Raw genomic sequence first — 26,956 nt, 5'->3', positions numbered from 1 at the left:
TTTCGCACCATAGCGTTGTTGGCTTCATAAGTTCATCCGAATCACGTACTTATGTACGCTCATCGGTATAAACTTATTTGCCGCCTAGCTATAGCACGAACTATATAGGCTAAAGAAACATATTTTTAAAGCCAAAACACCAAAAGCTAAAAATGGTTCAAAAAGTGGTTTTAACAAAACAACCACTCCCACTGGTATTACCCGTGAAATCCTCTGAAAGTTGTGTTAAAACAAGCATTAACCTGGTAATCATTCAAATTTTACCTATTTAGGATAAGGCAAATAAAGCCACATTTAGTGCCTTACTCTACGGATTGAATTCAAAACCAACACAGATAATGAATACCTTTTATAAAGCTTGAAGGGTGATTCAGGTTGTGAGTGATTTGTATACTGCCGAAGGTGTGATTAATAAAAATAGCCTATGGGAGCGTTATTACCCTCTAATACGCCATGAAGCCCTGAAACTGCAAGTCAGACTACCCGCCAGTGTTGATATCGACGACTTAATCCAAGCAGGGGGCATCGGTCTACTGCATGCATTGGAACGTTTCGATGTCACCCAAGGGGCATCGTTCGCCACGTATGCAGTGCAGCGAATTCGTGGTTCGATGTTAGATGAATTGCGTAGCCGTGACTGGGTGCCGCGCAGTGTGCGCCGCCAAGCGCGTGAAATGACCAAAGCCATTGGCGTGCTGGAGCAATCGTTAGGGCGAAGTGCGACTGAGCCGGAAATCGCCAAAGCGCTGGATATCGACCTTGCGGAGTATCGCCAAGCGCTACTAGATACCAATAATAGTCAACTGTTTTCCTACGATGAGTGGCATGAAATTCACGGGGAAAGCTGTGAGCCGCAAATGGATGAAGACGATGGCGGCAACCCGCTGAGTTTGTTGCTGGATTCTAGCCTACGTGACCAAATCGCGGCGGCGATTAATCAATTACCAGAACGCGAAAAAATGGTGCTGACACTGTATTACCAAGAAGAGCTGAATCTCAAAGAGATTGGGGCGGTGTTGGATGTGGGAGAGTCAAGGGTGAGTCAGCTGCATAGTCAGGCTATTAAGCGCCTCCGCGGGCGGCTTAAGTGATGCTCGTCATACTTCGCACCACAGCGTTGTTGGCTTCACTAGTTCACCCTAGTCACATACTTGTGTATGCTCCTAGGGCTAAACTAGCTAGCCGCCTAGCTGTAGCACGAATTATTTAGAGCATCCACATCGGCGTTAAAAGATCTTTTCTTAAATTTATTTTGTGTGAATGTTTAAAGCATCGTATTACTAAATAACATTTCAATATTAATTTTCATTGGCAGATCTAGCCAAATAGTTCTCTGCCGTGGTGTGCCACGCTCTTGGGGATTGGGTGAAGCCCAGTTTTAAATATTCGGTGAGATTGCTGTCGGTGGAAAAAAATAAAATTTGGCAGTCGGCAGAGAGTTCTTCAGCGGCGAGGCGCATTAATTGGCGGTCGATGCCGTGTTTTTGATAATTCGCATCAACGGCCAGTTCGCAGATATAACAACAAGAACTAAAATCCGTTACTGTGCGGACAAAACCGACGACTTGTTCGCCATCCCATGCACTAACCAATAAATCTGCATTATTCAGCATCGCATCTAATTGAGTAAGATTATCGGTTGGCACCATTTCCTTAAATGGAGACTGGCGAATTAATCGAATAAAATCCTCAATAGAGATGGCAAAATTGACTTTATAGTTCAGGCGACTGGCAATAGCATCCATAGATTTCCCCTTGTAATCAAACGACACTCTTTTAGGTTTAGCCGGAAATAACATAAATTTCCTGTTTTTTGTGGAATTTTATCATAGCCTAGCTATTCCAATTACTGCGTAAATGTCCTAAGTTAAATTCAAGGTAGTCGTGATGTTTAGCCCAACAGGGCAAATACCATAAGAATTCTATTCAACAGACAAGTGAACGAGATATGACTATGGAACTAAAGGATTATTACAGCATTATGGGTGTGCAACGCACCGATGACTTAAAAACCATTAAGACCGCGTATCGCCGTTTAGCGCGAAAATACCACCCTGACGTTAGTAAAGAACCGGATGCCGAAGCGCGCTTTAAAGAAATTGCAGAGGCTTGGGCGGTACTTGGTGACAAAGAAAAACGTGCAGAATACGATGAAATGTGGGAACACAGGAATGACCCTTATTTTAACCAAGCTAACCAAGGCCAACAGAGCCACACCTATTCCCAGCAAGGGTTTGATGCAGGCGGCTTTGATGATATTTTTTCATCGATGTTTTCTCAACGAGCTCGGGGTGGTAGTACAAGGCAGGCACGAAGTCATCGTGGGCAGGATTTAGAAGTTGAATTGGCTATTTTCCTTGAAGAAAGCCAAGAATCGCATAAGCGTACCATCAGCTATAACCTACCGGTCTATAACGCTTTTGGTTTTATCGAAAACGAAGTCCCCAAAACACTCAATGTGACCATTCCTGCGGGTGTGATTGATGGGCAGCGCATCCGTTTAAAAGGGCAAGGCACTGCGGGGGAAAATGGCGGTGAAAATGGCGATTTATGGATAACCATCCGCATTGCACCACACCCATTATTTGATATCAAAGGCCATGATTTAGAAGTGGTCGTGCCGCTTGCTCCATGGGAGGCAGCCCTCGGAACTAAAGTCACCATTCCAACATTAAAAGACCCAATTGTGATCACCGTTCCTGCTAATAGCCAAGCCGGACAAAAATTACGTATTAAAGGTAAAGGACTGAAACATAAAGGTGCAGCAGGGGATCTGTATGCGATTATAAAAATCGTGATGCCGAATAGCAGTAATGCAGAAGCGGATGCGCTGTGGCAGAAATTGGCGGAGACTCAACAGAGTTTTGACCCACGTAAAAATTGGGGAGGCAAATAATGGAACAGTTTACATCATTAACCGTTATTGATTTCTGTATTCACACAGGTATTGCGGAAGAGGAATTACAGGAAATTGTCGGCCTGGGGATAATTCAACCCATTGAAACCGCCAATGAATGGTTATTTGACGACCACGCTGTGATCATCGTGAGAAGGGCTGTGCGACTTTACCATGAGCTCGAAATTGACTGGCCGGGAATTGCAATGGCCATGAGCTTGATGGAGCAAAATAAGCGGCTTCAGCGCGAAAATGAGATGCTGCGGCTACAACTAAAACGTTTTATTGGTTAGTTAGCCAATAATTTAAATATTCACCACCACGAGCCTTAATAAGTAAATTAGGTTTATGGTGGTTATGCTTGTATTTGCTTTTTAAGCTAATCATTTTTTTAACCTTCAATTTTTATAAGACATCTAATAAATTTGATGCTTGCCTGATATATTTATCACCGTTATTTTTCATGTTAGGTCATATAGGGATATATACATGGAAAATACTATTTTCATTTTTATAAAAATAATAAGCTTGATATTCGCTTTTAATAAATATGCTTATTCTTCTTTGACATTACTATCAATTGTCAGGGATATCTATGCTCAAGATAAAAATCTAAGATTGATGTCAGAATTAAATCAAAGAAAAGAGTTACAAAACCAAGTGTTAAAAAAAGGAAGTAATGGAAACAGTATAAGAAAAATGGAATTAAACTCATAATATGTTTTAGTTAATGAAGTTAGAACACAAGGGATGTTAGTGCTTTAGTTGGTTGTACACTCAGCCTATCTTATAAAATAGACCCATAACTTTCGTCGGTAATTTGTATTGGTACTTCCTTGTGTTATTCATCGAAATTAAAGGTGGGTAATTTGTCATTATATTGGAATGTTCAAGTTAACTCATAATCTATATAGGGGAAGTTTATGGTTAAAAATAAAACGCCACATTTTAAGTGTTTTGTTATCTATTATCTGATGTGTTTGTTTATATTATTTCCGATTAATTCATCGTGGGGTAATAATATTTTAGTTTTAGGGGGGGACTCTTCAGTTTATCAAAAAAATAATACGAATATTATTAATATAGCTACTCCAAATGAAAATGGTATTTCGCATAATAAATACCAACAATTTAATGTACCTGAAAAAGGTATTATATTAAATAATTCAAAAAATACTGTAAAAACTCAACTCGCAGGGGACATAAATGGAAACAATAATTTAAGAAAAATTAATGCAGAACTGATTATTAATGAAGTTGTAGGTAATAGTCAGTCCCAGTTACTTGGAAAATTGGAAGTGGCGGGAAAACCTGCAAATGTGGTTATAGCAAACCCAAATGGAATAACGTGCAATGGATGTGGCTTTATCAATATTCCCGCGCTCACCCTAACAACAGGAAAACCATTTCTTGGTAGCGACGGTCAGTTATCTGCTATTGAAGTAAAAAAAGGGACGATCACCATTGGCAATAAAGGAATGAATGCCGAATCCCCAAATTATACGGATATTATTAGCCAAGCAATGATGCTTAATGGGCAAATTAAAGGGAAAAATGTCTCATTGATGCATGGGAATAATCGTATTGATTTCTAAAAAGGAACTGTAACATCAATTAATGCTGAAATACAAAGCCCTATTATTGCTATTGATACAAAAGCACTTGGAGGCATGTATGCTGGTCAAATCAAATTAACGAGTACAGCATCAGGTATAGGAGTCAATTTAAATAACATTCACACCACACAAGGAAGCTTAATACTAACTACTGATGGAAAAATCACAACAAACGGTAATATTCAATCAAAAAATGAAATTAATGTTAGTAGTAAAGAACTCTATATTAATAAAAATTCAAAACTAAATGCGAAAAATGATATTACCCTTGCGACAAATTCTTTAGTCAATGAAGGCGAGATTATAGCAGGTAAGGATATGCGCATTTTTTCTGATACAATTAAAAATACGGGTGAAAAAGCACTTGTTCAAGCGAAAGAGAACTTGTGGATACAAAAAAATGCAATTGGAGATTTAAGTCAATCTATCGTAAATAAGTCTGCAACGATTAAAACAGAAAAGGGAGACTTGGTTGTTAGAGCGAAAGAGGTTGCAAATAACCGAAGCTTAGAGGGACTATATTTTACCGCTCAAGGTAGTGATAATAAAAAATCTGTTTTTTCTAATGATGTAGTGGGTAAGGAATTTAAAAACCCCATTATTTTAAACCCGATAAAAGAAGGAATAACAAATGATGGAGTTCTTTATTTTCTGACACATAATTATGATGTGCCCGCCTATGATTTTAGAGACTGGCAAAATAGTTATTTTGTCAATTCTGGGATTAGTGACCCAAAAAGAAACTTGGAGTTTTTAAATAGATTACTTGGTGGTACAGTTCCCATTTCTTCCCTACCTGTTATTAACCTAGGGAATTATAAATATGCCTATAAAACTATTGGTAAAACAGGTGATATCTTGGCTGGTAAGAACTTATATATATCCGCTAATGAATTATTAAACTATGGTAGTAATATAAAATCAAAAGAAAATATGATATTGACAGGGAGGAACTTGATAAATAGTAGTTTATTAGTTCAAAACGAACATGAGCGTTATTATAGGTTTACACCAAATGCTATGCGGAATGAATTAACATTCACAGATAGCCCTGCCATTAGCAATCAATTTATAGATTATAGTATTACTGGATATAGACTACCTGATGAGGTTTTTGCATTACGCCAAATAGACTACCCTATTTATGCTCCTGCCAGTATTGTCGCAGGTAATAATTTTATGAGTGATTTCTTAGAGGATGTGGATTTTAGATATACATCCAATGATAGAACATCATTAGGCAATGGCTTTGTTAAAAGCATTATTAATAAACCTGATTATGGCAACTCAAAAGCAAGTAAGCTATATCCATCTAATCGCTATTCTCACCTTGATTATTATGATGATGAACCTTTCATCGTTCTGCCGAAAGATAAAGAAATCATTCAGGAAGTACCTAATATAGTTACTGCTAAAAATATTTTTATCAAGGGGGGGGACGTTAAAATTAATCATGGGTTAAAATCCGAACAGGATGTATACATATTTTCTAATACAAATATTGATTTAGAAAATGCAGAAATAGATACAAAGCATGATTTTATTCTTTCAGCTGATAAAAATATCGAAGTAAGGAAAAATAGCCAAGTAAATGCAAATAATGCGTTTATAAAATCTTTACAAGGCAGTGTGTTGATTTCAAATGACACGCCTGAAAGATATTGCAATAAAAATGGAAAAGCATATGAAGGGAATATTTCAATTAAAAATGACATCTTAGTACAAGCAAAAGGAAATGTAATTTTACTCGATTCAATAATCAAACCTCTAAATAATTTCTCTGTAAATGCAGGTGAAAATATATTATTTTTTGAAAGCGATATAAACACCCCTAAGATACGAGTTAAAGAGTTATGGGATAGTGAAAAATATAAAAATAACTTTAATAACTTCCTTGGTAATAGAGGGAAGATACAAACAAATAAAGATTTATTGCTTCAAGCGGGTGGTAATTTATTTTCATCAGGTTATGGTTTTTATTCTAATAATAACATTAATTTTATAAATGGCTCTGAGCTTTCAATTAGACCTCGATTCTCTTCTAGAGAATACGATGCTGTTCTTACGGACACACTAGATGCATATTTTTTACCAGAAAAAGCTAATGAATTAACGCGAGTATTATCTCATTCACAAAAACAGAAACTAATTGCTCCCATTTCCGCTAAAAAAGATCTCACTATGATGAGTGGTGAAGATATCGGGATCATTTCAGCTAACCTTTCGAGTGGGAGAAATATCACACTATCAGCGGGCAAACAACTTACTCTTGATTCTACATCATATTCCTTGACTGACTTTCCAACTAGGAATTTTTATGAAAGGAAAACTTTAGTCACTTCAATAGAGAGTGGTAAAGATATTGTTTTAAGTTCTGCTGGAGATTTTGTTAGTCGAGGCGCTAAGTTAGAAGCAGGTAAAAATATCACAATTACAAGTGATAACAATATCAAGTTTGAAGCATTAACAGAAGAAGGTCGAAAAAATAATACAGATAAAAGGGAACAACGGAGATCAGAGATTAATAGCGGGGAAAATATCATCTTATTATCAAATGGTAGTACATTATTTCAAGCAACAAAACTTGCGGCGAAAGGCTTTATTGATATTGCAGCTAAGGGGGGGATCCTTTACGCACAATCTATGGTTGAAACGACTAAGTGGGAGGAAGAGCGTAAATATTGCAATCGTTTTTAGGTATAAAATCATGCTTCTGGGGTTCGACCCATGAAATAAAAAACTTTCAATCTGCTACGAATAAAGTCTCTGAATTTGTCGCAAATAAAGATATCAACCTATTTGCCAAAGACGATATCACACTAGAAGCTACAAAACTAAATTCCAGACAAAATGCAAATATAACTAGCCAGACTGGTAAGGTAAATTTTAAAGCAGTTAAAAATAATAAGTTTGAGCAAGTCATTTCTAATTCAACTGGCTTTTATATTACTCATCGCGATAAGGGGTATAAAGAGGACACATGGGTATTACCCTCATTACATATTGGTGGTGCGTTGACTGTTGGTGCTGCGAATGGTGTGAGTGTAGATGTTAAAGCTAAAAATGCTCAAAATTTAGAAAGTGTCCTTAATGAATTAGGGAAAAGGGATGAAACTAAATGGCTAGCCAGTTTAAAAGGTCGTAAAGATATCCAATGGGATATTGTTAAAGATGCTTATGAGCAATGGGATTATGAAAGTCAGCATTTAAACCCTGTAGTGTCAGCACTGATTATGATTTCAGTTGCAGCAATGACTCATGGAACAGCAACCGAGTTTGCAGCTTGGGCATCATCCAGATCTAGTGGTGTGACAGGAGCTGCAATATCAGGGGCGGCTTATAGTGGTGTGATGGCTTTATCAACTCAAACAGCTAATGCATTGGTTGAAAATAAAGGGGATTTAACAAAAACATTTAATGCATTAGGCCGGAGTGAAACGGTTAAATCGATTATTACCCAGATGGCTGTTTCCGGTGCACTCAGTGGTTTAGATGTTCATATGGGCTGGGGAGAAGGAACTGGGGCTGAAGCGAAGCTACCTTTATTGAGTGATGGTGATTGGCGTAATGTGGCACAACGTGTTGCGGCACAATCTGTTGTTAGTTCAAGCATTAATACATCAATTCAAGGTGGTAGTTTTACTCAAAATTTAAAAAATGCATTTTTAGGTAATGTAGCAAATCAGCTGAATGCAGAGGGTGCTAGGCTAATTGGCGATAATGGGCAAATTTTAGGTCAATCAGGGAAAATGCTCAGTCATGCAGCTGTGAGCGGGCTTGCTGCTGAGCTTTCAGGTAACAATACAAAAGGTGCTGTTGTTGGTGCGCTTGCTGCGGAATTTGCAGCGATTGCTCTAGATGATAATTTAATTCAGGCGCATGAATGGAAAAAGAAAGCAGAACAAAAAGCTCAAATAGCGAAAGCTTTTGGCGGATTTGCAGGTGCGATATTTACTGGCGAACCCGGAGGGGTTTATAGCGCAGCAAATAGTGCTGAGAATACTTTTCGTTATAACTATTTATCTCACAAGCAACGTGAGTTAATGGAAAAAGAGCTAGCTGCTGAGTCTAATCTTTTTAAGCGTGCTGGGATCCATATCAAATGGGGATTAGCCAGTAGTAATCAGGATGGTATTTTTGCTGCCGGTTTCGTTGCGGGAGTTCCTGCAGAGTTATGGGATACATTAAAAGATGTTGTAAATGGAACAATAAATTATGAAGAAACATGGGATGGGATACGTGCTTTATTAACAAGTGAAACAATGTTCAGTGATATAGCTGAGGGTGAAAAACAAGATATTCTAAATCGAATTAATAGAATTGAAATCGAATATCAGAAAGCTGGAGCTGATGGTGCGTTTAATGCGGGTTTAGAAACGGGTCAACTATTTACTAAGGTAGCAGGATATATTGTTACTGTTAAAAGTGCTGCTAGCATATCAGCGAATTCAGGCCGTTATGTTGATGCACTATTGAATGGTAAAAAATCTTGGCCTATTATAGATATCAAAGAAATATATAGAATTGAGCCGGACGGTAGAAAAACCTATATGGCTTTTGGCGAAGGCGTTTACAAGCAAGGCTATCCATTTGAAGATTATATTGGTGTGCATAGAAATTTTAAGAAAGCAGAAAGGATGCCTTATGGGTTTGAAACTTTCGATTATTTTTCAAAGGGAGAAGTTATAAGTGTGAAAACCTTAAATACGGGTGCAAAGACATACCAAAAGAAGAATGAAATAAATCGAGTACTTATCAGTTATATTAATAAAGTAAATGATTTTAAAGGTGCTAGTAAATCAGGTGTTGAATTGAAAAGCTCAGATATAAAAATTAAAACAATAGAGTTAGGCGTTCCAGATAAAACAACAGCATCACAATGGCTGGAAATCAATCAGTCAATAATGTATGCAGCAGAAAAGAATATAAGTCTTAGAGTAATAATTGTAAAGCAAGGAGGGTAGGTGAGTAATTCTTCTACTAAAGAGTCTTGGGTAAATGTTTATTTTAATGAGCAATATTATTTTATACATACCATTTCGCGTTATAATCTTCATGTTTTGGACTATAAAATGCCTATTTATCATCTTTCGAATGAGGTTGATATGTGGGAGTTAGGCAAAACGATAATTTTAGCACTGAATAATAGTAGAATAATTGATATAAATACGCCTGAGGATATTTTTAGTCGTGATGGTGTATCTTTGGCCTATCAAAAATGGATTAATGATGGGAAAAAATTATGCAAGTCGAAAAGTCGTAAAGATTTTTTATTAAAAATGATGTTATGCCACATTTGTCGAGAGGGTAATCATATAATAATTACGCCAACACTCCATAAAAAACTAGAAACATGGACGGGGGATGGGTTTACTGAAGATGACTATATTGTTTTGCCTGATAGTGTTTCTGATGAAGAACTCGGTGAAGCGATAAAGGAAGCTATATCTCGTTGCCGAAGTGTTATTTGAACTTTATATTATTAGATAGTTAATAAGATTTTTAATGGGGTATATAAGTAGTATTAATAAAATAAACTTTATTGGTTTTCTTCTGCGAAAATAAAATGTATGCAGTTTTATTCAACTCTTATTTATTTGTAAATTATTTAAGTAAATCTAAAATCTAAATTATTAGTAAATTGTATTATATTCTTTGATTAATTTGATAAAGCTAATAATTAAACAATATTTTAATGAACACGAACAACAAAAAAGCCCTTACCATCCAGTAAGGGCGTAATAACGACAACGAGATTTTTTATTGTTAATTAAATAGTTGCGGCTTCGGCAATGAGTTTGCCGAGCTCTTGCCAGTTTTCACTGTCAATAAGGTCATTGGGTACCATCCATGAACCGCCGCACACTAATACAGCAGGTAGTGCTGTGTATTCTTTTATATTTTTCACACCAATACCGCCAGTTGGCATAAACTTAACCGGGTAAACGGCGCTGAGTGCTTTGAGCATGGCAACCCCACCAGAGGCTTCGGCTGGGAAGAATTTCAAGGTGGTGAGATTAAATTCAAGGGCTTGTTCCACTAGGCTTGGGTTATTCACCCCAGGAATAATAATCACGTTCTTTTGTTGGCAATAAGCCACAATTTTCGGGTTAAAGCCCGGGCTGACGATAAAATCCACACCCGCTTCAATGGCTTGGTCAACTTGCTCTGTGGTTAATACGGTACCTGCGGCAATCAGTAATTCAGGGTAGGCAGCACGCATATTTTTAATCGCTTGTACCGCGGCAGGGGTACGGAAGGTGACTTCAGCACATGGCAGACTATTTTCCACTAAGGCTTTTGCTAATGGCGCGCCATGCTCTGCATTATTGATGGTGATAACAGGAACAACATTGAGTTTCTTAATTTTTTCAAGTAATTGATTCATGGTTAAAGCCTCTTAACATTTTACTAAAGCAGTGATTTGCATGGCCTCGGATGGAATAATCGCTCCCCGGTGTTGGATGACGGTTCCAGCCAGTAAATGACCTGTTTTTGCCGCTTCGCATGGGTTACCACCTAAAATACGGCAAGCAAGGTAGCCGGCACTGAAAGAATCCCCTGCGGCAGTGGTATCAACCACATGGCTTATTTTATTGGCAGGAACTTCAATGCGTTCGTTATCAATAACCACAAAACAGGCATCGGCACCGCGCTTAATCACAATCTCATTCACTCCATATTGTTGGGTACGTGCAATTGCATTGGTTTCATCAATATCACCGTAAAGCAGTTGTTCGTCATCAAAGGTCAGAAAAGCGATCTCGGTTAACGTGAGAATTTGCTGGTATGCTTGTTGGGCGGCTTGTTTCGAAGGCCAAAGTGCTGGGCGATAGTTATTATCAAACACAATTTTGGCACCATGCTGCTTAGCTTGTTGTAACATTTCAAATAGTAACTGACGTGAAGCGTCAGGCAAAATGGCTAGGCTGATGCCACTTAAATAGATAAATTGTTGTGAATTTAGAATTTGCTGTGTGTGTGCCTTACTATTCTCATCAAGCCAAAATTTTGCCGCGGCATTATCTCGCCAATAGAAAAAACGACGTTCGCCATCGGCAGCGGTTTCGATCAAATACATTCCGGGCAAATGTTTGTCTGAAATAAACACTTCTTCAGTATTGATGCCTTCTTGTTGCCAACTGTTTAGCATCTGTTGGCTGAATGGGTCTTTGCCTAAACCGGTGATATAACGGGTTGTCACACCGTGATCTTTGGTTAAACGAGACAGGTATAGTGCGGTATTTAGTGTATCCCCACCAAACGTTTGTTTATAAAGCTCACCCGATTTTTGCAACTCAACCATGCATTCGCCAATAACGGCAACTTGCGGATATGCACTCATTTTCACCACCGAATTAGTAAACTATTGCTGACTTGATAGTGCTATTAAAGCGCATTTCATTGCCAATTTCAATAAAAATGAAACGCCGTTTTAAAAATATCGAATCATCGTTCTTGTTTTTGAATGAAGAGACAATTATGCTACTCAAACTTAGGTGATATCAGTTAGTTTCGTTAATTTGGGGTATAATATTGCTATCAATTTATAGGCTGCAATTTATAGGATGATGGAAAGGTAATGGATAAGACAACACAAACGGATGCCGTATCAGCGGTAGTAAAGGTATTTAGTATTCTTAGTGCCCTTGGAGAGCAAAAGGAGATTGGTGTATCTGAATTGTCCCAACGTTTGTTGATGTCAAAAGCCACCACATTTCGTTTTTTGCAAACGATGAAGCAGTTGGGTTATGTCGAACAAGAAGGTGAAGCAGATAAGTATTCACTGACCTTGAAGCTCTTCGAATTAGGTGCGAAGTCCCTCGAGTATGTTGACTTAATCGAAATTGCGGATAAAGAAATGCGCCGCATTGGCCAACTGACTCATGAAGCGGTGCATTTGGGTGCATTAGATGAAGATGCCATTATTTATATCCATAAAATAGACTCGAGTTATAATTTGCGTATGTATTCACGAGTTGGGCGTCGTAACCCATTATATTGCACTGCAATCGGTAAGATTTTACTCGCTTGGCAAGATGAACAAGCGATTCGTCTAGCATTGAAAGATGAAACTTTCAGCCAAAAAACAGCCACGACGATTTTAACTCTAGAGGACTTGCTGGCGGAATTAGCCGTAGTGCGTGAGTGCCATTATGCGCAGGACCGAGAAGAGCAAGAGTTAGGTCTACGTTGTATTGCAGTACCGGTGTACGACCGGTTAGGTCATGTGATTGCAGGGCTATCGATTTCGTTCCCAACTATTCGTTTTGATGAACAACGCATTGGCGATTATGTCGAATTACTGAAAACAGCCGGGCGTAATATTTCACAGAAAATGGGGTATCACCAATATCCATAATATTGGTGATATGGGCTATTTATGAATTAAGTTGTTGAGTAAATAAATCAGTATATTCAAATTCATAGGTTTGTTCTGGGTTGCCAGAGCTGATGGCCTCTGGGAAAGGTTTATTTCCCGGGCGGTCACGGGTTAAACTCCACATTGACACCAAGTTAAGGCCATTATTTTTAGCAAATTCAGCGAGAATATTGACATCATTAAAGTTAAACATGGTGAGGTCATCATTGAGACCAATCATGGGTGTAATTTGTACATAATTATAGAGTTCGTTATCGTCTATCCCCGGGTATAGCGGTTTTAGTTGGTTTTTGATGCTATTGGCGGCTTTTACCGCTGCATCCCCAAGGCTCGTGATATTCGGGTCGTAGTAGTCCATTGCCATCCCATTAACCTTCATCATTAAACCCGCATCGACCGATTTTTTCACGAGTGCTAAGCCTGTGCTGGTTAGCCCTGTTGGCATAGTCGGCAAGGTTAAGCTGAGGGTGATTTGTGGATTATTATCTACAATGACTTTTAAGGCAGAAAATGCATTATCAGCATCGTACAGACCATTCTCGAAATCTAAATCAATATGTGAGGCGCTGAGTGTATCAATGGCTTCTTGGTAGGTGTTGATGAGCTGTTCTTGTGTTTGTACCAATGAAACATCTTGGTTAGCGGCTCCCCCAAATGAAACAGCAACTTTAACACCGCCTGCGATCAGTTCATCACACAAAGGTTTAGCCCAACTAATGGGCATGGATGGCTGGGCTGACCATGCTGCTTTTTTATCCAATGTGGCGGTTAAAAAACCAAGAGACAGTATATCTACCCCATACTTAATAGCGGCTTGGCTATATTTGGCATTAGGTCTGCCATTTGGGTAATTTTGCCAATCATTCCAAGTTGCATCAACACTGACATCCATATAAGGACCAAAATAAGTTTTATGCATTGTATATCCTTAGTTTATTAATTTATAAAAGGAAATTTCAGCCTATGCTCTGCGGCGTAATTGATAGGACAAGGTCACTTTTATAGAAAATAGACTCTGGAACAAGAACAAAAATTATTAGTAACCTAATAGGTTATAGGTCGGTTTTGATCATGGAAATGGACGTGATTCGCTGTCGACTGCGTTCAGAAAGCCGGATCATAAACTTATATTTGCTTATTCGCCTACCTCTACTTTTTATCTAGGAGCTGGCGCTTTGCCTTCTTTCAAATTTGTATTACCCCACGCAGCAGGGACACTTAGATTGTCATTTGCATCATCATATGCTGCGTAAACACCCTTTTTGAGATTAATATTTCATTTTCACATTGTCATAAAAACAACCAATAGATTTAAAATAAACCCATTATGGAACTAATTAATTATTCTGATTTGTTTTGAAGTTGAGCTTATATACGTGGACAAAATTGAAGGGGATAACAAGGTTAAAAAATAACAAAAATTAATGGATGTTGTGGGGTGATGGTTGGTGGAAAAACACCCTTATTATTCTGATAAGCCATTAACAACGATGTATCAATCAATTGATTTAATAACTCATATAAATTACTTATTTGAATATTAAGGTTTTTATAAATTTCACTTATTATTATACAACATTCAGTGTTGCTGCTGACATATAATATTCGCTTATGGACACAGCAGGAAATTGATATGTTTAAAAAGGTTATTGTTATTATTTTTCTTTGTTTCACTTCTTATGGCTTTGCCAGCGACTTTACATTTAAAGAGAAGTCACCCGCTGATCGTGAGTTTGATAAAGACTACCAAGGAATTAAAGAATTACAGGCACAACAAAAGTTTGTCTTTGATCCCAAAAAGAAACTTTCTCAAGAAGAGCAAAGTTATCAAGCGTTGTTAGAGCAGCGAAATACAGATGAAAACGCGTTTCCACAGCGCTTTAATGTGTGTGATGTTAACCCGACGGGAGCAGGGTGCCCTAATTCAATGGCTTGGATGAATGACCGCGAGCAAATGAAAAAAATGCTAGAGCAAGCGGGTCGTCCCTATTAACTATTGGTTTGTGTTGACTCTAAGGGAGCATAGCCCCCTTAGAGTTCACATTATACAGATTCAGGGAATGTTAAGGTTGCACCGGGAGCTTCACGGCTTAAATGAATGAAATTCATATGTTTTTCATATTGGTCGAGAATATCACTGATCACCTGTTCTTTGGTGTAATCCATTAAATCATTCCCTTGCGAGCCTTCCCATAAGAAAGTTTCTAAGCGGTAATAATGGGATTTTCCTGAACGTGCGCGATAGGTAAAACCAGGAACCGAATAGCGCTGAGGCCATACTTGGTAAATAAAGCTTTGTTCTTCGCCAAGGTCGACCGTTAACTCTAAATGGTCTAATCGCTCATCAGCAATCGGTGGTAAGGTGTTAAATTCCACTTTTGCCCCCCTTAAACTGAGCTCTTTTGCCACTTCTTGCATGGCTGGAATACAGACTAAATCAAGCATTCTCTGGGTATACGTTGTTCCGGGGAAATTCATCACTCGTCCTAAACGTTGTTTCCAATTGAGTGTTCCATTGCCATACAGTGGTGCTGGCGCATTGGTATTTAATGAACTGACCCGTCTAAAGTCCTCAACTTTTAATGACTTATATAGCCCAGCCATAATAAAGAAGATAACAAAACTAAATGGTAAGCCCATGATCACTGTCGTATTTTGTAACGCAGCGACGCCATCTGTCATTAACATCCCTAAGGTGAGTAAACCAATCGCGACAGACCAAAAAATCCGCAACCAATTGGGCGCATCGTTGTTAATATCGCTGAGTTTTGAGGTGAAATTGCCTAATACCAAAGAACCGGAGTCCGCTGAGGTAACATAGAATAACAGCCCAGTAATTGTGGCAACGGAGGCGGTTAGGCCAAAGCCGGGATATAGCTCAAGTAGTGAATAGAAGCCTTTTTCGGGGGCGTCGAGCACGGTTTTGGCAAGTTCGCTATTACCGTGAATGATTTCATACAATGCACTATTACCAAAAATAGATAACCACAATAGTGTGAAAACAAATGGAATGATTAAAGTACCAATCACAAATTGTCGAATGGTTCTACCGCGAGATATACGCGCGAGGAATAAGCCAACAAACGGCGACCATGCGACCCACCATGCCCAGAAAAACAGCGTCCAGCTATTCATCCAATCGGTTGGGCGATCAAAGGCAAAGCTGTTGAGAGTCATACCCATAAAGCGATTGATATAGTCCCCCACATTCAGCACTAAGGCATTAAGTAAGAACTCGGTATCGCCGACAAATAAAATAAACAAAATCAAACCAAATGCTAAAAGCACATTGAGCTCTGATAATACGCGAATGCCTTTATTTACCCCTGATGTGGCGGAGATCACTGCCATAATCACCGATAGCAGAATCAATCCACTTTGCACGGGAAGCCCTTGAGGTAAATCGAATAATACTTTGAGGCCATAATTTAGCTGAACAACACCGATCCCCAGAGTTGTTGCGATACCGAAAATCGTCCCTAGTACTGCAGCAATATCCACGGTGTGGCCAATCGGGCCGTCAATCCGTTTGCCAAAAATAGGATAAAGTGCGGAGCGAATGGTTAACGGCAAGTTATAACGATAACTGAAATAACCCAGTGCAATTCCCATTAAGGCATACATAGACCAGCCCGTTAGGCCATAGTGGAACAGGGTCCACACCATCGCCTGACGAGCTGCTTCTAAGGTTTCGCCTTCACCCGTTGGTGGCAGCATATATTGGGTAACCGGTTCAGCGACAGAGAAAAACATTAAGTCGATACCGATTCCTGCGGCGAATAGCATCGCAGACCAACTGAGTACGCTAAATTCAGGTTTAGATTGCTCGGGGCCGAGCTTGATATTACCAAAGCGCGAAGTGGCAACGAAAATCACGAAAACAATATAAAGCGTCGCTGCTAACAGGTAATACCAACCAAAGGTTTTGGATACCCACCCAAGGGCGGCAACGATCCACTGATTTGCTGTTTCGGTCATTAAGATGGTGAAAAAAGAAAACGCCAGAATAAGACCGGCGGAAGTAAAAAAAACCACAGAATTCAATTTATCCTTCTGCTTATTTTTCGGACTATTTTGAGATGTCATTGGTAGTTCCACATTTTTATTTATTTAACAGGTTAAAATTACTTTCTTAGCTAATTAATTGATTTATTAGCAAAGATTTGATTTTCGTTATCCTCTCCTTTATGTTAATTGTGAATGAATTGTTGTAAACAATAGTTAATATTGATTGAACATTCAATTAAAAAAACGTTTAATACAAGGGATCAATGTATTTTTTAGGTTCAAATACCATGCCGAAGATAGGAATGCAGTCGATACGTAAACAACAGTTAATTCAAGCCACATTGGCAGTGATTAATGAAGTTGGAATGCAGGAAGCCAGTTTTGTGTTAATTGCCCGTAAAGCCGGGGTTTCTACAGGAATTATTAGCCATTATTTTCGTGATAAAAATGGCTTACTTGAAGCTACTATGCGGCATATTCAATATCAATTGGGGTTTGCGGTAGCAATACGCTTACGCATGTTAGCTGGGGCGGAGCCAAAATTGCGCATTCAAGCAATTGTTGAAGGCAACTTTGACCCAACGCAAACCAGTGAGGCGGCGATGAAAACATGGCTAGCCTTCTGGGCTAGCAGTATGCATCAACCAAATTTAAATCGTTTACAACAGGTCAATGACCGGCGTTTGTATTCAAATTTAAGTTATGAATTTGGGCGAGTGTTAAGCAAAGCGGATGCACGGATGGCCGCGAAGGGGCTAGCTGCTTTAATTGATGGCCTATGGTTACGGAGTGCTTTGAGTAATGAACAATTTCCTGTCGAGGATGCACTCAAAATCACCAACGAGTATATCGATATGCAACTGAAACGTGTAGAGGTTATCGGAACCTAATCACCCACTCAGAGGAGATAATATGCAACATCCACCGATACATAAGCTTTATATTCATGGTGGTTATGTCGACAGTTCACAACCTGAATGCGGGCAATTTCCTGCAATCAACCCTGCAAATGGCGAAACTATCGCGCATTTGCAGTCTGCGACGCTTGAAGATATCCAATGGGCGGTAGAAAGCGCCAAACAAGGCCAGAAAGTATGGGCGGCAATGACCGCAATGGAACGCTCACGTATTTTACGCCGTGCGGTGGATATCTTACGGGAACGTAACGACGAGCTGGCTTACCTCGAAACGCTTGATACGGGGAAACCACTTTCTGAAACTCGTTATGTGGATATCGTTACAGGGGCGGATGTCCTTGAATACTATGCAGGGTTAATCCCTATGCTTGAAGGGCAGCAGATCCCTCTGCGTGATAGCGCATTTGCTTATACCCGCCGTGAACCGCTGGGGGTGGTGGCAGGGATTGGCGCATGGAATTACCCTATTCAAATCGCATTATGGAAGTCTGCTCCAGCACTGGCAGCAGGTAATGCCATGGTGTTCAAACCCAGTGAAGTCACTTCGTTAACGGCCTTAAAGTTGGCTGAAATCTATACGGAAGCGGGCGTGCCAGCAGGGGTATTTAACGTGGTGACCGGGCAAGGCGGTGAAGTGGGCCAATGGTTAACAGAGCACCCTGATATTGCCAAAGTTTCATTCACAGGGGGGATCGCAACGGGTAAAAAAGTGATGGCGAATGCGTCAGCCTCTTCATTAAAAGAGGTGACGATGGAACTAGGCGGTAAATCACCCCTGATTATTTTTGATGATGCAAACTTAGATAAAGCCGCGGATATTGCCATGATGGCGAATTTTTATAGTTCAGGCCAAGTGTGTACCAATGGAACACGGGTTTTTGTCCCTGAATTGCTTAAATCGCAGTTTGAAGACAAGGTCATTGAGCGTGTAGCTCGGATTAATATAGGTTCACCCACTGACGAAAATACTAACTTTGGGCCATTAGTCAGTTTTGCTCACATGGAAAATGTGCTGCGTTATATTGCGTTAGGTAAACAGCAAGGCGCGAAATTATTGTGTGGTGGTGAACGCTTAATGGATGGTGATTTTGCACAAGGTGCGTATGTTGTACCAACGGTATTCACTGATTGCCACGATGAAATGCAGATCACGCAGGAAGAAATTTTTGGTCCTGTAATGAATATTTTGAGTTATCAATCAGAATATGAAGTGATTGCTCGTGCAAACAATAGCGTCTATGGGCTTGCAGCTGGGGTCGTGACACAAGATTTAACACGCGCGCATCGGGTTATCCATCAATTAGAGGCTGGAATTTGTTGGATTAATACATGGGGTGAATCACCTGCTCAAATGCCTGTGGGCGGATATAAGCATTCTGGCGTTGGTCGTGAAAATGGCGTAATGACACTGCAAAATTATACACAAGTGAAATCCATTCAAGTGGAGTTGGGGGAATTTACATCCGTTTTTTAATCACATCATTTTAATTTGACTGAAACAGAGGAGATAACAATGGTCTATGACTATATTATTATCGGTGCTGGTTCAGCCGGTAACGTTCTTGCTACCCGCCTGACAGAAGATCCTGATGTTACTGTGCTGCTCCTTGAAGCAGGTGGACCGGATTATCGGTTCGATTTTCGCACACAAATGCCAGCGGCATTAGCGTACCCATTACAAGGGCGACGTTATAATTGGGCTTATGAAACTGACCCTGAACCACATATGGATCACCGCCGTATGGAGTGTGGCCGTGGAAAGGGGCTTGGTGGCTCATCATTGATTAATGGGATGTGTTATATCCGTGGTAATGCCATGGATTTTGATGGATGGGCAAAGGCGCCTGGCTTAGAAGATTGGCGTTATCTTGATTGTCTACCTTATTTTCGTAAAGCAGAAAGCCGAGACATTGGGCCGAATGATTACCATGGTAGTGAAGGCCCCGTAAGTGTAACGACGCCGAAAACGGGGAATAATGTATTGTTTCATGCGATGGTGGAAGCAGGTGTACAAGCAGGGTACCCGCAAACAGATGATTTAAATGGGTTTCAGCAGGAAGGCTTTGGTCCAATGGATCGCACTGTTACGCCACAAGGTCGTCGAGCAAGTACTGGTCGTGGGTATTTAGACCAAGCGAAAGGGCGCAAAAATATTACCATTGTGACGCATGCGACAACAGATACCATTGAATTTGAAGGTAAAAAAGCGGTTGGTGTGAAGTATTACCAAGGTCAGAGCACGGCAGCTACAGTGGTGAAAGCACGTAAAGAAGTTTTATTGTGCGCGGGGGCGATAGCGTCACCGCAAATCTTGCAGCGCTCTGGCGTGGGGCCTGAAGATGTTTTAGCTGAATTTAATATTTCGCCTGTCCATGTTTTACCCGGTGTTGGGCAAAACCTGCAAGATCACCTTGAAATGTATTTGCAGTATGAATGCAAACAGCCTGTTTCATTATATCCTGCATTAAAATGGATTAATCAGCCCAAAATCGGTGCGGAATGGCTATTTAAAGGTACTGGAGTTGGGGCAAGTAACCAATTTGAAGCGGGTGGGTTTATTCGTACCAGTGAAAAATTTGCATGGCCAAATATTCAATTCCACTTTTTGCCTGTGGCGATTAACTACAATGGCAGTAATGCAGTCAATCAGCATGGTTTTCAAGCTCATGTGGGCTCAATGCGCTCCCCTAGTCGAGGTCGTGTTCGCTTAAAATCTTTAGACCCAAGGCAACATCCGAGTATTTTGTTTAATTACATGTCATCGGAACAGGATTGGGAAGAGTTCCGTGCTGCTATTCGTATTACCCGTGAAATTATGGCTCAGCCTGCACTTGACCCATATCGCGGAGAGGAAATAAGCCCTGGAAAACAGGTTAGTACAGATGAAGAGCTAGACGCATTTGTCCGCGAAAGAGCAGAAACCGCTTTTCACCCATGCGGAACCTGTAAAATGGGTCATGATGATATGGCGGTAGTTGATGGTGCAGGACGAGTTCACGGTATTGAAAATTTACGTGTTATCGATGCATCTATTATGCCGTTGATTATTACCGGAAATTTAAATGCAACGACCATCATGATCGCGGAGAAAATTGCCGATAAAATTCGAAACCGTCCTCCATTACCGACTAGTGATGCAGACTATTATGTCGCAGGTGATAGGTCGGTGAGAACCCCGCCATTACACGATTAGCCTATTCACGCAATTTTTATGTATAAAGCGATTGATATTTATATCAGTCGCTTTTTTTTATGCGATTAAAGAATAAAGGTAAGTCAATTAACACTAATAATCTTAATGATAATGCAAATGATATTCATTATGATCTTGATCATTATTATCATTGGTGTATATTCCAAGGCTTATTAATATTCACAAGGGAAATGAGTACGTAACCATTCAATAAATAAGGTTTTTCGGACTAGTTACATCTATGGCATAGCACTTAAATTTACTTTAAATGCATAAATGGAAAAGTATAAAAAATGTATCCTCACATCTTTTATACGCTATTTCTTCACGTCTATCTAATCATCATTAATTAATGAAGGCATTACTTAAATGATATTTCAAAATAAAAACATAATTAGCTTAATTATTATATGTTCTTCAAGCACAGCATTAGCGAATCAAACCAATACCACAACTCAAAAAGATAAACTTCTCGTCACAGCCAGCAAAATAAAGTCAAATAGCAAGCAAATAGACGCCAATGATATTTCTACAGTAAGAGGAACGACCAATTCAGATATATTTGCCAATGAAACTTCATTGCAAGTTAATAATGCACGAAATGAAGCCGGTGCACTGGATATCGGTATTCGAGGATTACAAGGAAACGGGCGAGTCCCTATTATCATTGATGGCAGTTTGCAATCAACCAACACTTGGCGTGGTTACCAAGGAAGTACAGATAGAACTTATGTGGATATGGATTTAATCGATACAATTGAGATCGAAAAAGGGGCTTCGATGAGTAAATTCTCAGGAGGAGCCATCGGAGGTACGGTTAAATTAAAAACATTATCAGCAAATAGTATTATTCCTCAAGGTGACCAATTTGGTTTCTTATTTAAGGGGAATATTTACAATAATAACCGACGCCCGACTATCGCTTCAGATGAAAAAGGCGAGTCTGGGTATCGTGTTTCAAACGGTGTTAAGAATTCACATTTTAATAATGGCTCTATCACGACTGGGGTTGCATATCGAAATGATAAATTTGACATTTTGTTGGCTCATAGTGATAGAAAACAAGGGAACTTCTTTGCCGGTAAAAATGGTTATCATAAATACGCAAATACAGATGCTCCGATTAAACCTGGGCAAGAAGTCGTTAATACCAGCTATGAAAGTCAGTCAACATTATTAAAAACTAATATTTATCTTAACCCATACTCAAGTATTGAATTAAATTACCGACATCATGAACAAAAAGCAGGCGAGGTTTTAGCGGCGTATTGGTACCAATTCGATGGGAAAATGCCGCAGTGGTCATTAGGTAGCGCAGATATTGATACTGCCTCTTTAAACTATTCTTATAAACCCGATTCATTATGGGTAGACATGAATTTAGGCCTTTGGTGGACAAAAGGTAAATTTAAACAACGTAATGGCACAACGGATGATGTTACCGCGCACTACGGTAATCAATATCAGCATCGCTATACCGATGAACGAATGGGCTTTAACTTAGAAAATACGTCTGAGTTTGCAGATTATCCTATCGATATCACTTATGGTGTGGAATATATGCAACAAAAATCAAAGCCATTGACTAAAACCTATCAACCGATTTGGACACCAGAAGGAACCATACCCGGTGAGGAGTTAGATCCTGTAACGCGTAATGCTAAAGGAACGAATAAATCAGCCTTTACCAATATGGCATACAAAGGGGAATGGGTGAGTACTTTAGTCGGGTGGCGTATTCACGCTTTTGATGTTGATGACCATGTTTTAGGTAAAAGTATTAGCTACGGTCCGAAAAATGATTTAATGGGTGAGCTACGTTTTCATGTGACTGACGAATTTGATATTTATACCAAATATTCTGATAGCTATAGAGAACCGAGTTTATTCGAGACCACAGCATCAGGGCAAACCTACTCTTATTCTCCTGATGTTCCATTAAAACCAGAACATGCTAAATCATTTGAAGTTGGAATGAATGTAGAAAAAGAAAACCTTATATTTGATGAAGATAATGCTAAATTACGTGTGGCTTATTTTAATAATGATATAAAGGGCTATCTCTCTCAAGGAGTGAACCCAACGGGGGTATATCACCCTTATATCGTAATGAAAAACTATGACAGCTTTAAGCTCTCAGGTTATGAAATTGAACTGAAATACGATTCTAATTATGCATTTGGTTCCTTCGATGCGACATTTTATAACAATTCTGAGTTATGTTCACGAGACGAAATGGAGTTAGGTCGCCTTCCAACGGTATGTAATTCAGTTGGGTTTGCTTGGGGGTTATCGCCTTCACGTATTCCACCGAAAAAGGTTGTGACCGGAGTTGTTGGGGTGAAAATGTTTGACCAAAAATTACAAACAGGTTTGCGAGTTCGTTATAACTCAGGCAAAGACTACCCTCATGAGTGGCTAGTGGGAACCGCTGCGGCCCCAGTAACTAAGCTATATTCAACCACTACATTCGATTTGTTAGGCAAATATCATGTTTCGAAAAATATTCATGTGAATTTTAACATTGATAACCTCACTAATCGCTATGCATTTGACCCAGGAACTGTGATTTATATGCCTATCCCAGGAAGAACGTTTAGACTTGGCGTCGAAGCAACATTTTAGTTAATTTCGTGATTATTACCTTAGGTTTATATTAGCCTAAGGTAATATAGAATTCATTATATGGCTTTAATAGATTAATTTTTATGATAATTTAAATAAAACAGTGTGTAATGTTGTTTATTAGTTGCGCTTTTTATGACTTTTTTCTTCGGGTTTAAGGAATATGCACTAGTCAATTTTAGACAAAAAAAACCTCCAAATATTTAAGGAGGGAAAATAAATATAAAGCGAGCTTATTTATATAACATTAATTTACGGTAAACCATAGCCGACCAGTTGAATTAATTTATACAAAAACGACATTAGCTCACAATTTATAGCGTTTTAGTTATTCAATTTAGATGAACATCTATTATTTAACAGAATTAATCAGCCATTGTAGATAATTATCTTCAATTTGGCTTGGGTCTAAGCGAATGAGTTCTGGGGTTTCATATGGGTGTATTTTTTTTATCTCATTAAATAAATTGAGTTGATTTCCTTGAGTCGTTTTGATCAATAGTAAGATCTCCTTATCTTGTGTGATATTACCATGCCATAGATAAACTGATGTTATTTCTGGGAGTAGAGAAATACATGCAGCTAAACGATTAGCTAACAAATGTTGAGTTATTTTAATTGCACTTTCATGGCTATTGGTCGTACATAACACAATACATGGGCGTTGAGCATTTGTGGTGTAAATGTTATCAGTAGACATTTTATTTCCTTATTAGTCATATTTAGATGGGCTTTGTTACTCATATTAGATTAGTGATAAAAAGAGTATGAGAACAAAGGATAATCACTATAAGTGTTTTTTAGCATTATCAGATTAGATAATAACTAATATAAATTAAGCAGAGAGTATGGGTTCAATAGTAAAGTGTGCGTTTTTTAATCAGTTGTTATCATTATTATAATTTTTTATATATTCAACACAATTTAGAATATTTCTTGATTTTATTTTATTAATTCGATTCAGCAATCATAAATTGATGACGCTCTATAAAAATAATTGAAATTTTAGTATATTAAGAAAAAAATTGATTAGACGAAAAATGCGAGTTTATGTGCTGTTAGTCTAGTAAAAAAGCAAATAATAAGCCCAGTTTTATTCTTACTCTTATTAATGTAAGAATAAGCTTGTTTTTGTGTGCAAGATATATCAGAAGATTAATTGCTGAAATAATATATTACGTATTGTTACAAATTAGTTTGAGTTTTTATCATAAAAGAATCTACGTACTGATAAATATCAAGGTTTTTGAGCTATATATTGTTAATCTAAAGATAAAATTAGAATATATAACTGAAATTACTCTGTATTTCCATCTTTAAACGTGTATGGATAACCTTATGAATAAACTGACACCTTTAAAACCTGTTCCAACTCTAATCGCAGTCGCAATAACATTAATTATTTGGTTTTTAATTCCTGTTCCTGAAGGTGTTAATCCAAATGCGTGGCACCTTTTGGCATTATTTGTCGGCACAATCGCTGCCATTATTGGTAAAGCTTTACCGATAGGGGGTGTTTCTATTGTCGCAATTTCATTAGTTGCAGCTACAGGAGTCACTAATCCTGAATCAACCAAAGGGGCAATTGCGGATGCCTTAAGTGGTTTTTCCAATGACCTAATCTGGTTAATTGGTATTTCTATCATGGTTTCCATGAGCTTGAATAAAACAGGTTTAGGGGCGAGGATAGGTTATTATGTCATTTCTTTATTTGGTAAAAAAACATTGGGTATTGCTTATTCATTGGCAATAGCAGAAACAATTTTGGCTCCTGTCACACCAAGTAATACTGCGCGAGGTGGGGGAATTATTCACCCAATTATGCGCTCGATTTCAGATAGTTTTGGGTCAAAGGCCGAAGATGGAACCGCAGGTAAAATAGGGCGCTACTTATCACTCGTTAACTACAATATTAACCCGATTACTTCCGCAATGTTTATTACGGCGACAGCCCCCAATCCATTAATTGTTAGCTTGATAATTAGCGAGACTAGCCAAGAAAATGAATTAACTTGGGGGATGTGGGCTATTGCCGCATTTGTTCCAGCCATCGTGTCATTAATATTAATGCCCTTGGTTATCTATTTTATGTATAAACCAGAAATTACCTCAACACCGGATGCACCAAATTTCGCCAAAGAACGTTTGCAGCAATTAGGTCCAGTTTCATTGCCTGAAAAAATAACGCTTGGTGTTTTTGGGTTATTACTTTTGATGTGGGCAGGTGTACCTGCAATGATTTTTGGGCCTGCATATAGTGTTAATGCTACCACTGCTGCCTTTATTGGGTTGAGTATTCTATTAGCGACAGGGGTCATTAATTGGGATGACGTGCTAAAAAACAAAGGGGCTTGGGATACGGTTGTCTGGTTCTCCGCTTTAGTGATGATGGCGAGTTTCTTAGGAAAACTCGGTCTCATTAAATGGATGTCATTAACAGTTGGTGCAACCATTGATGGAATGGGCATTAGCTGGGTATGGGGAATGTTAATTCTTGTTTTAATTTATGTGTATTCCCATTATTTCTTCGCGAGTACAACGGCGCATATTACGGCAATGTATGCGGCATTTTTCTCCGCGGGTTTAGCGCTTGGTGCTCCACCAATGTTATTGGCCTTAACGTTAGCATTCTCATCATCACTAATGATGTCATTAACACATTATGGTACAGGAACAGCCCCGATTATCTTTGGGTCAGGTTATGCCACTCTTGCTGAATGGTGGAAAACTGGTTTTGTCATGAGTGTGGTTAACTTAGCCATTTGGTTCTTCATTGGTAGCGTTTGGTGGAAATTCTTAGGTTATTGGTAATTAGCTGAATTAGTTATTAAAAACAACCAATAGAAATCGGGCTATCGGCTCGATTTCTTCTTTTTAATATCCCTTGCTACAAAGAAGTGGCTATTGTGACAACAAGGCCACTTATTATAGAAATCAACATCACTTTCTCCCAACTAAAGACTGACGATGTTTTTAATGCGTGTTGCCATAACAGGCTTATTTCATCGGCATGTGCATACTTTCTTTTATTGATCGCCATCTTTATTTTTTTGATTGTATCGTTATCTATTGGTAATGTTTTTTGAATAACCATGCTATGACCTTCCATTAAGTTGAAGATGAAACTTCAATCGGTAAGATTGACACTGTTCGCCTGTATTAATTATCTCAGGTCATACAAGAAGAAAAATTGATGAGCTTTTATGCAAACTTCCTCTTTTATCCTATTTGAAATGAGACTTAATCTATTTAATAAGGAAAAAGGTAGCTTAGGAGAAAAATCTTCTTTATTAAGAGGAAATGGCTCTTGATTTAAGG

General features: G+C 38.8%; 22 protein-coding genes. 15 read left to right on the top strand and 7 right to left on the bottom strand.

What is annotated here, in order from left to right:
* Positions 1-377: 377 nt before the first annotated feature.
* Positions 378-1,091 (top strand): RNA polymerase sigma factor FliA, encoded by a 714-nt coding sequence (locus PSF09_RS01475; protein ID WP_004909992.1) that lies wholly within the window; start codon positions 378-380, stop codon positions 1,089-1,091.
* Positions 1,092-1,298: 207 nt separating this feature from the next.
* Here PSF09_RS01475 and PSF09_RS01470 read toward each other — a convergent pair whose 3' ends face one another.
* Positions 1,299-1,745 carry a GNAT family N-acetyltransferase gene (locus PSF09_RS01470; protein WP_272683364.1) on the bottom strand — a complete coding sequence of 149 codons (447 nt, stop codon included), beginning with the start codon at positions 1,743-1,745 and terminating at the stop codon, positions 1,299-1,301.
* Between the two features lie 209 nt (positions 1,746-1,954).
* Between PSF09_RS01470 and cbpA the strand changes: the two genes are divergently transcribed.
* The 7 genes from cbpA (at position 1,955) to PSF09_RS01435 (ending at position 9,983) form a co-directional block, all read left to right on the top strand.
* Positions 1,955-2,896, top strand: coding sequence for a curved DNA-binding protein (cbpA, locus tag PSF09_RS01465; protein ID WP_272683417.1), 942 nt, complete (start codon positions 1,955-1,957; stop codon positions 2,894-2,896).
* Positions 2,896-3,189 carry a chaperone modulator CbpM gene (locus tag PSF09_RS01460; protein WP_272665176.1) on the top strand — a complete coding sequence of 98 codons (294 nt, stop codon included), beginning with the start codon at positions 2,896-2,898 and terminating at the stop codon, positions 3,187-3,189. Before cbpA ends, PSF09_RS01460 begins: the two co-directional genes overlap by 1 nt.
* Positions 3,190-3,385: 196 nt before the next feature.
* Positions 3,386-3,613 (top strand): hypothetical protein, encoded by a 228-nt coding sequence (locus tag PSF09_RS01455; RefSeq protein ID WP_272683363.1) that lies wholly within the window; start codon positions 3,386-3,388, stop codon positions 3,611-3,613.
* A 206-nt stretch (positions 3,614-3,819) separates the two neighbouring features.
* Complete coding sequence (locus PSF09_RS01450) at positions 3,820-4,491, top strand: filamentous hemagglutinin N-terminal domain-containing protein (RefSeq protein ID WP_272683362.1); 672 nt, start codon at positions 3,820-3,822, stop codon at positions 4,489-4,491.
* A gap of 75 nt (positions 4,492-4,566) precedes the next feature.
* A complete protein-coding gene (locus PSF09_RS01445) occupies positions 4,567-7,209 on the top strand; it encodes a hypothetical protein (RefSeq protein ID WP_272683361.1) in 2,643 nt (880 codons plus the stop codon).
* Positions 7,194-9,476, top strand: coding sequence for a DUF637 domain-containing protein (locus tag PSF09_RS01440; RefSeq protein ID WP_272683360.1), 2,283 nt, complete (start codon positions 7,194-7,196; stop codon positions 9,474-9,476). Before PSF09_RS01445 ends, PSF09_RS01440 begins: the two co-directional genes overlap by 16 nt.
* Complete coding sequence (locus tag PSF09_RS01435) at positions 9,477-9,983, top strand: contact-dependent growth inhibition system immunity protein (protein WP_272683359.1); 507 nt, start codon at positions 9,477-9,479, stop codon at positions 9,981-9,983. It abuts the gene before it with no gap.
* Positions 9,984-10,282: 299 nt separating this feature from the next.
* Here PSF09_RS01435 and PSF09_RS01430 read toward each other — a convergent pair whose 3' ends face one another.
* Complete coding sequence (locus tag PSF09_RS01430) at positions 10,283-10,900, bottom strand: bifunctional 4-hydroxy-2-oxoglutarate aldolase/2-dehydro-3-deoxy-phosphogluconate aldolase (protein ID WP_272683358.1); 618 nt, start codon at positions 10,898-10,900, stop codon at positions 10,283-10,285.
* Positions 10,901-10,912: 12 nt separating this feature from the next.
* Complete coding sequence (locus PSF09_RS01425) at positions 10,913-11,857, bottom strand: sugar kinase (RefSeq protein WP_272683357.1); 945 nt, start codon at positions 11,855-11,857, stop codon at positions 10,913-10,915.
* Positions 11,858-12,094: 237 nt separating this feature from the next.
* Here PSF09_RS01425 and kdgR point away from each other — a divergent pair, with 237 nt between their 5' ends.
* Positions 12,095-12,874, top strand: a complete 780-nt coding sequence (gene kdgR, locus PSF09_RS01420; RefSeq protein ID WP_210837367.1) for a DNA-binding transcriptional regulator KdgR — start codon at positions 12,095-12,097, stop codon at positions 12,872-12,874.
* A gap of 19 nt (positions 12,875-12,893) precedes the next feature.
* Here the strand turns inward: kdgR and PSF09_RS01415 are convergent, their stop codons facing one another.
* Positions 12,894-13,814 (bottom strand): chitinase, encoded by a 921-nt coding sequence (locus tag PSF09_RS01415; RefSeq protein WP_272665171.1) that lies wholly within the window; start codon positions 13,812-13,814, stop codon positions 12,894-12,896.
* 714 nt (positions 13,815-14,528) lie between these two features.
* Here PSF09_RS01415 and PSF09_RS01410 point away from each other — a divergent pair.
* On the top strand, positions 14,529-14,888 hold the full coding sequence (locus PSF09_RS01410) for a hypothetical protein (RefSeq protein WP_247605338.1): 360 nt from the start codon (positions 14,529-14,531) through the stop codon (positions 14,886-14,888).
* A gap of 50 nt (positions 14,889-14,938) precedes the next feature.
* Here the strand turns inward: PSF09_RS01410 and PSF09_RS01405 are convergent, their stop codons facing one another.
* On the bottom strand, positions 14,939-16,981 hold the full coding sequence (locus PSF09_RS01405; RefSeq protein ID WP_210837376.1) for a choline transporter: 2,043 nt from the start codon (positions 16,979-16,981) through the stop codon (positions 14,939-14,941).
* Positions 16,982-17,190: 209 nt separating this feature from the next.
* Here PSF09_RS01405 and betI point away from each other — a divergent pair, with 209 nt between their 5' ends.
* The 4 genes from betI (at position 17,191) to PSF09_RS01385 (ending at position 23,638) form a co-directional block, all read left to right on the top strand.
* A complete protein-coding gene (gene betI, locus PSF09_RS01400; RefSeq protein ID WP_272665169.1) occupies positions 17,191-17,793 on the top strand; it encodes a transcriptional regulator BetI in 603 nt (200 codons plus the stop codon).
* A gap of 22 nt (positions 17,794-17,815) precedes the next feature.
* Positions 17,816-19,294, top strand: a complete 1,479-nt coding sequence (gene betB, locus PSF09_RS01395; protein ID WP_272683356.1) for a betaine-aldehyde dehydrogenase — start codon at positions 17,816-17,818, stop codon at positions 19,292-19,294.
* 39 nt (positions 19,295-19,333) lie between these two features.
* On the top strand, positions 19,334-21,013 hold the full coding sequence (betA, locus tag PSF09_RS01390) for a choline dehydrogenase (RefSeq protein WP_272683355.1): 1,680 nt from the start codon (positions 19,334-19,336) through the stop codon (positions 21,011-21,013).
* Positions 21,014-21,382: 369 nt separating this feature from the next.
* Complete coding sequence (locus PSF09_RS01385; RefSeq protein WP_196719025.1) at positions 21,383-23,638, top strand: TonB-dependent receptor domain-containing protein; 2,256 nt, start codon at positions 21,383-21,385, stop codon at positions 23,636-23,638.
* Positions 23,639-23,990: 352 nt separating this feature from the next.
* Here PSF09_RS01385 and cutA read toward each other — a convergent pair whose 3' ends face one another.
* The gene (gene cutA / locus PSF09_RS01380; RefSeq protein WP_004910033.1) at positions 23,991-24,338 is read right to left on the bottom strand and encodes a divalent-cation tolerance protein CutA; all 348 of its coding nucleotides are present in this window, start codon (positions 24,336-24,338) and stop codon (positions 23,991-23,993) included.
* Positions 24,339-24,976: 638 nt separating this feature from the next.
* Between cutA and PSF09_RS01375 the strand changes: the two genes are divergently transcribed.
* A complete protein-coding gene (locus tag PSF09_RS01375; protein WP_004910038.1) occupies positions 24,977-26,449 on the top strand; it encodes an anion permease in 1,473 nt (490 codons plus the stop codon).
* A 76-nt stretch (positions 26,450-26,525) separates the two neighbouring features.
* Here PSF09_RS01375 and PSF09_RS01370 read toward each other — a convergent pair whose 3' ends face one another.
* Positions 26,526-26,732, bottom strand: a complete 207-nt coding sequence (locus PSF09_RS01370) for a 3-oxoacyl-ACP synthase (RefSeq protein ID WP_272665163.1) — start codon at positions 26,730-26,732, stop codon at positions 26,526-26,528.
* Between the last annotated feature and the right edge of the window lie 224 nt (positions 26,733-26,956).

The sequence above is a fragment of the Providencia sp. PROV141 genome (assembly GCF_028481645.1).
Classification (GTDB): Bacteria; Pseudomonadota; Gammaproteobacteria; order Enterobacterales; family Enterobacteriaceae; genus Providencia; species Providencia rettgeri.
This window is presented reverse-complemented; position numbering and strand designations above follow the sequence as displayed.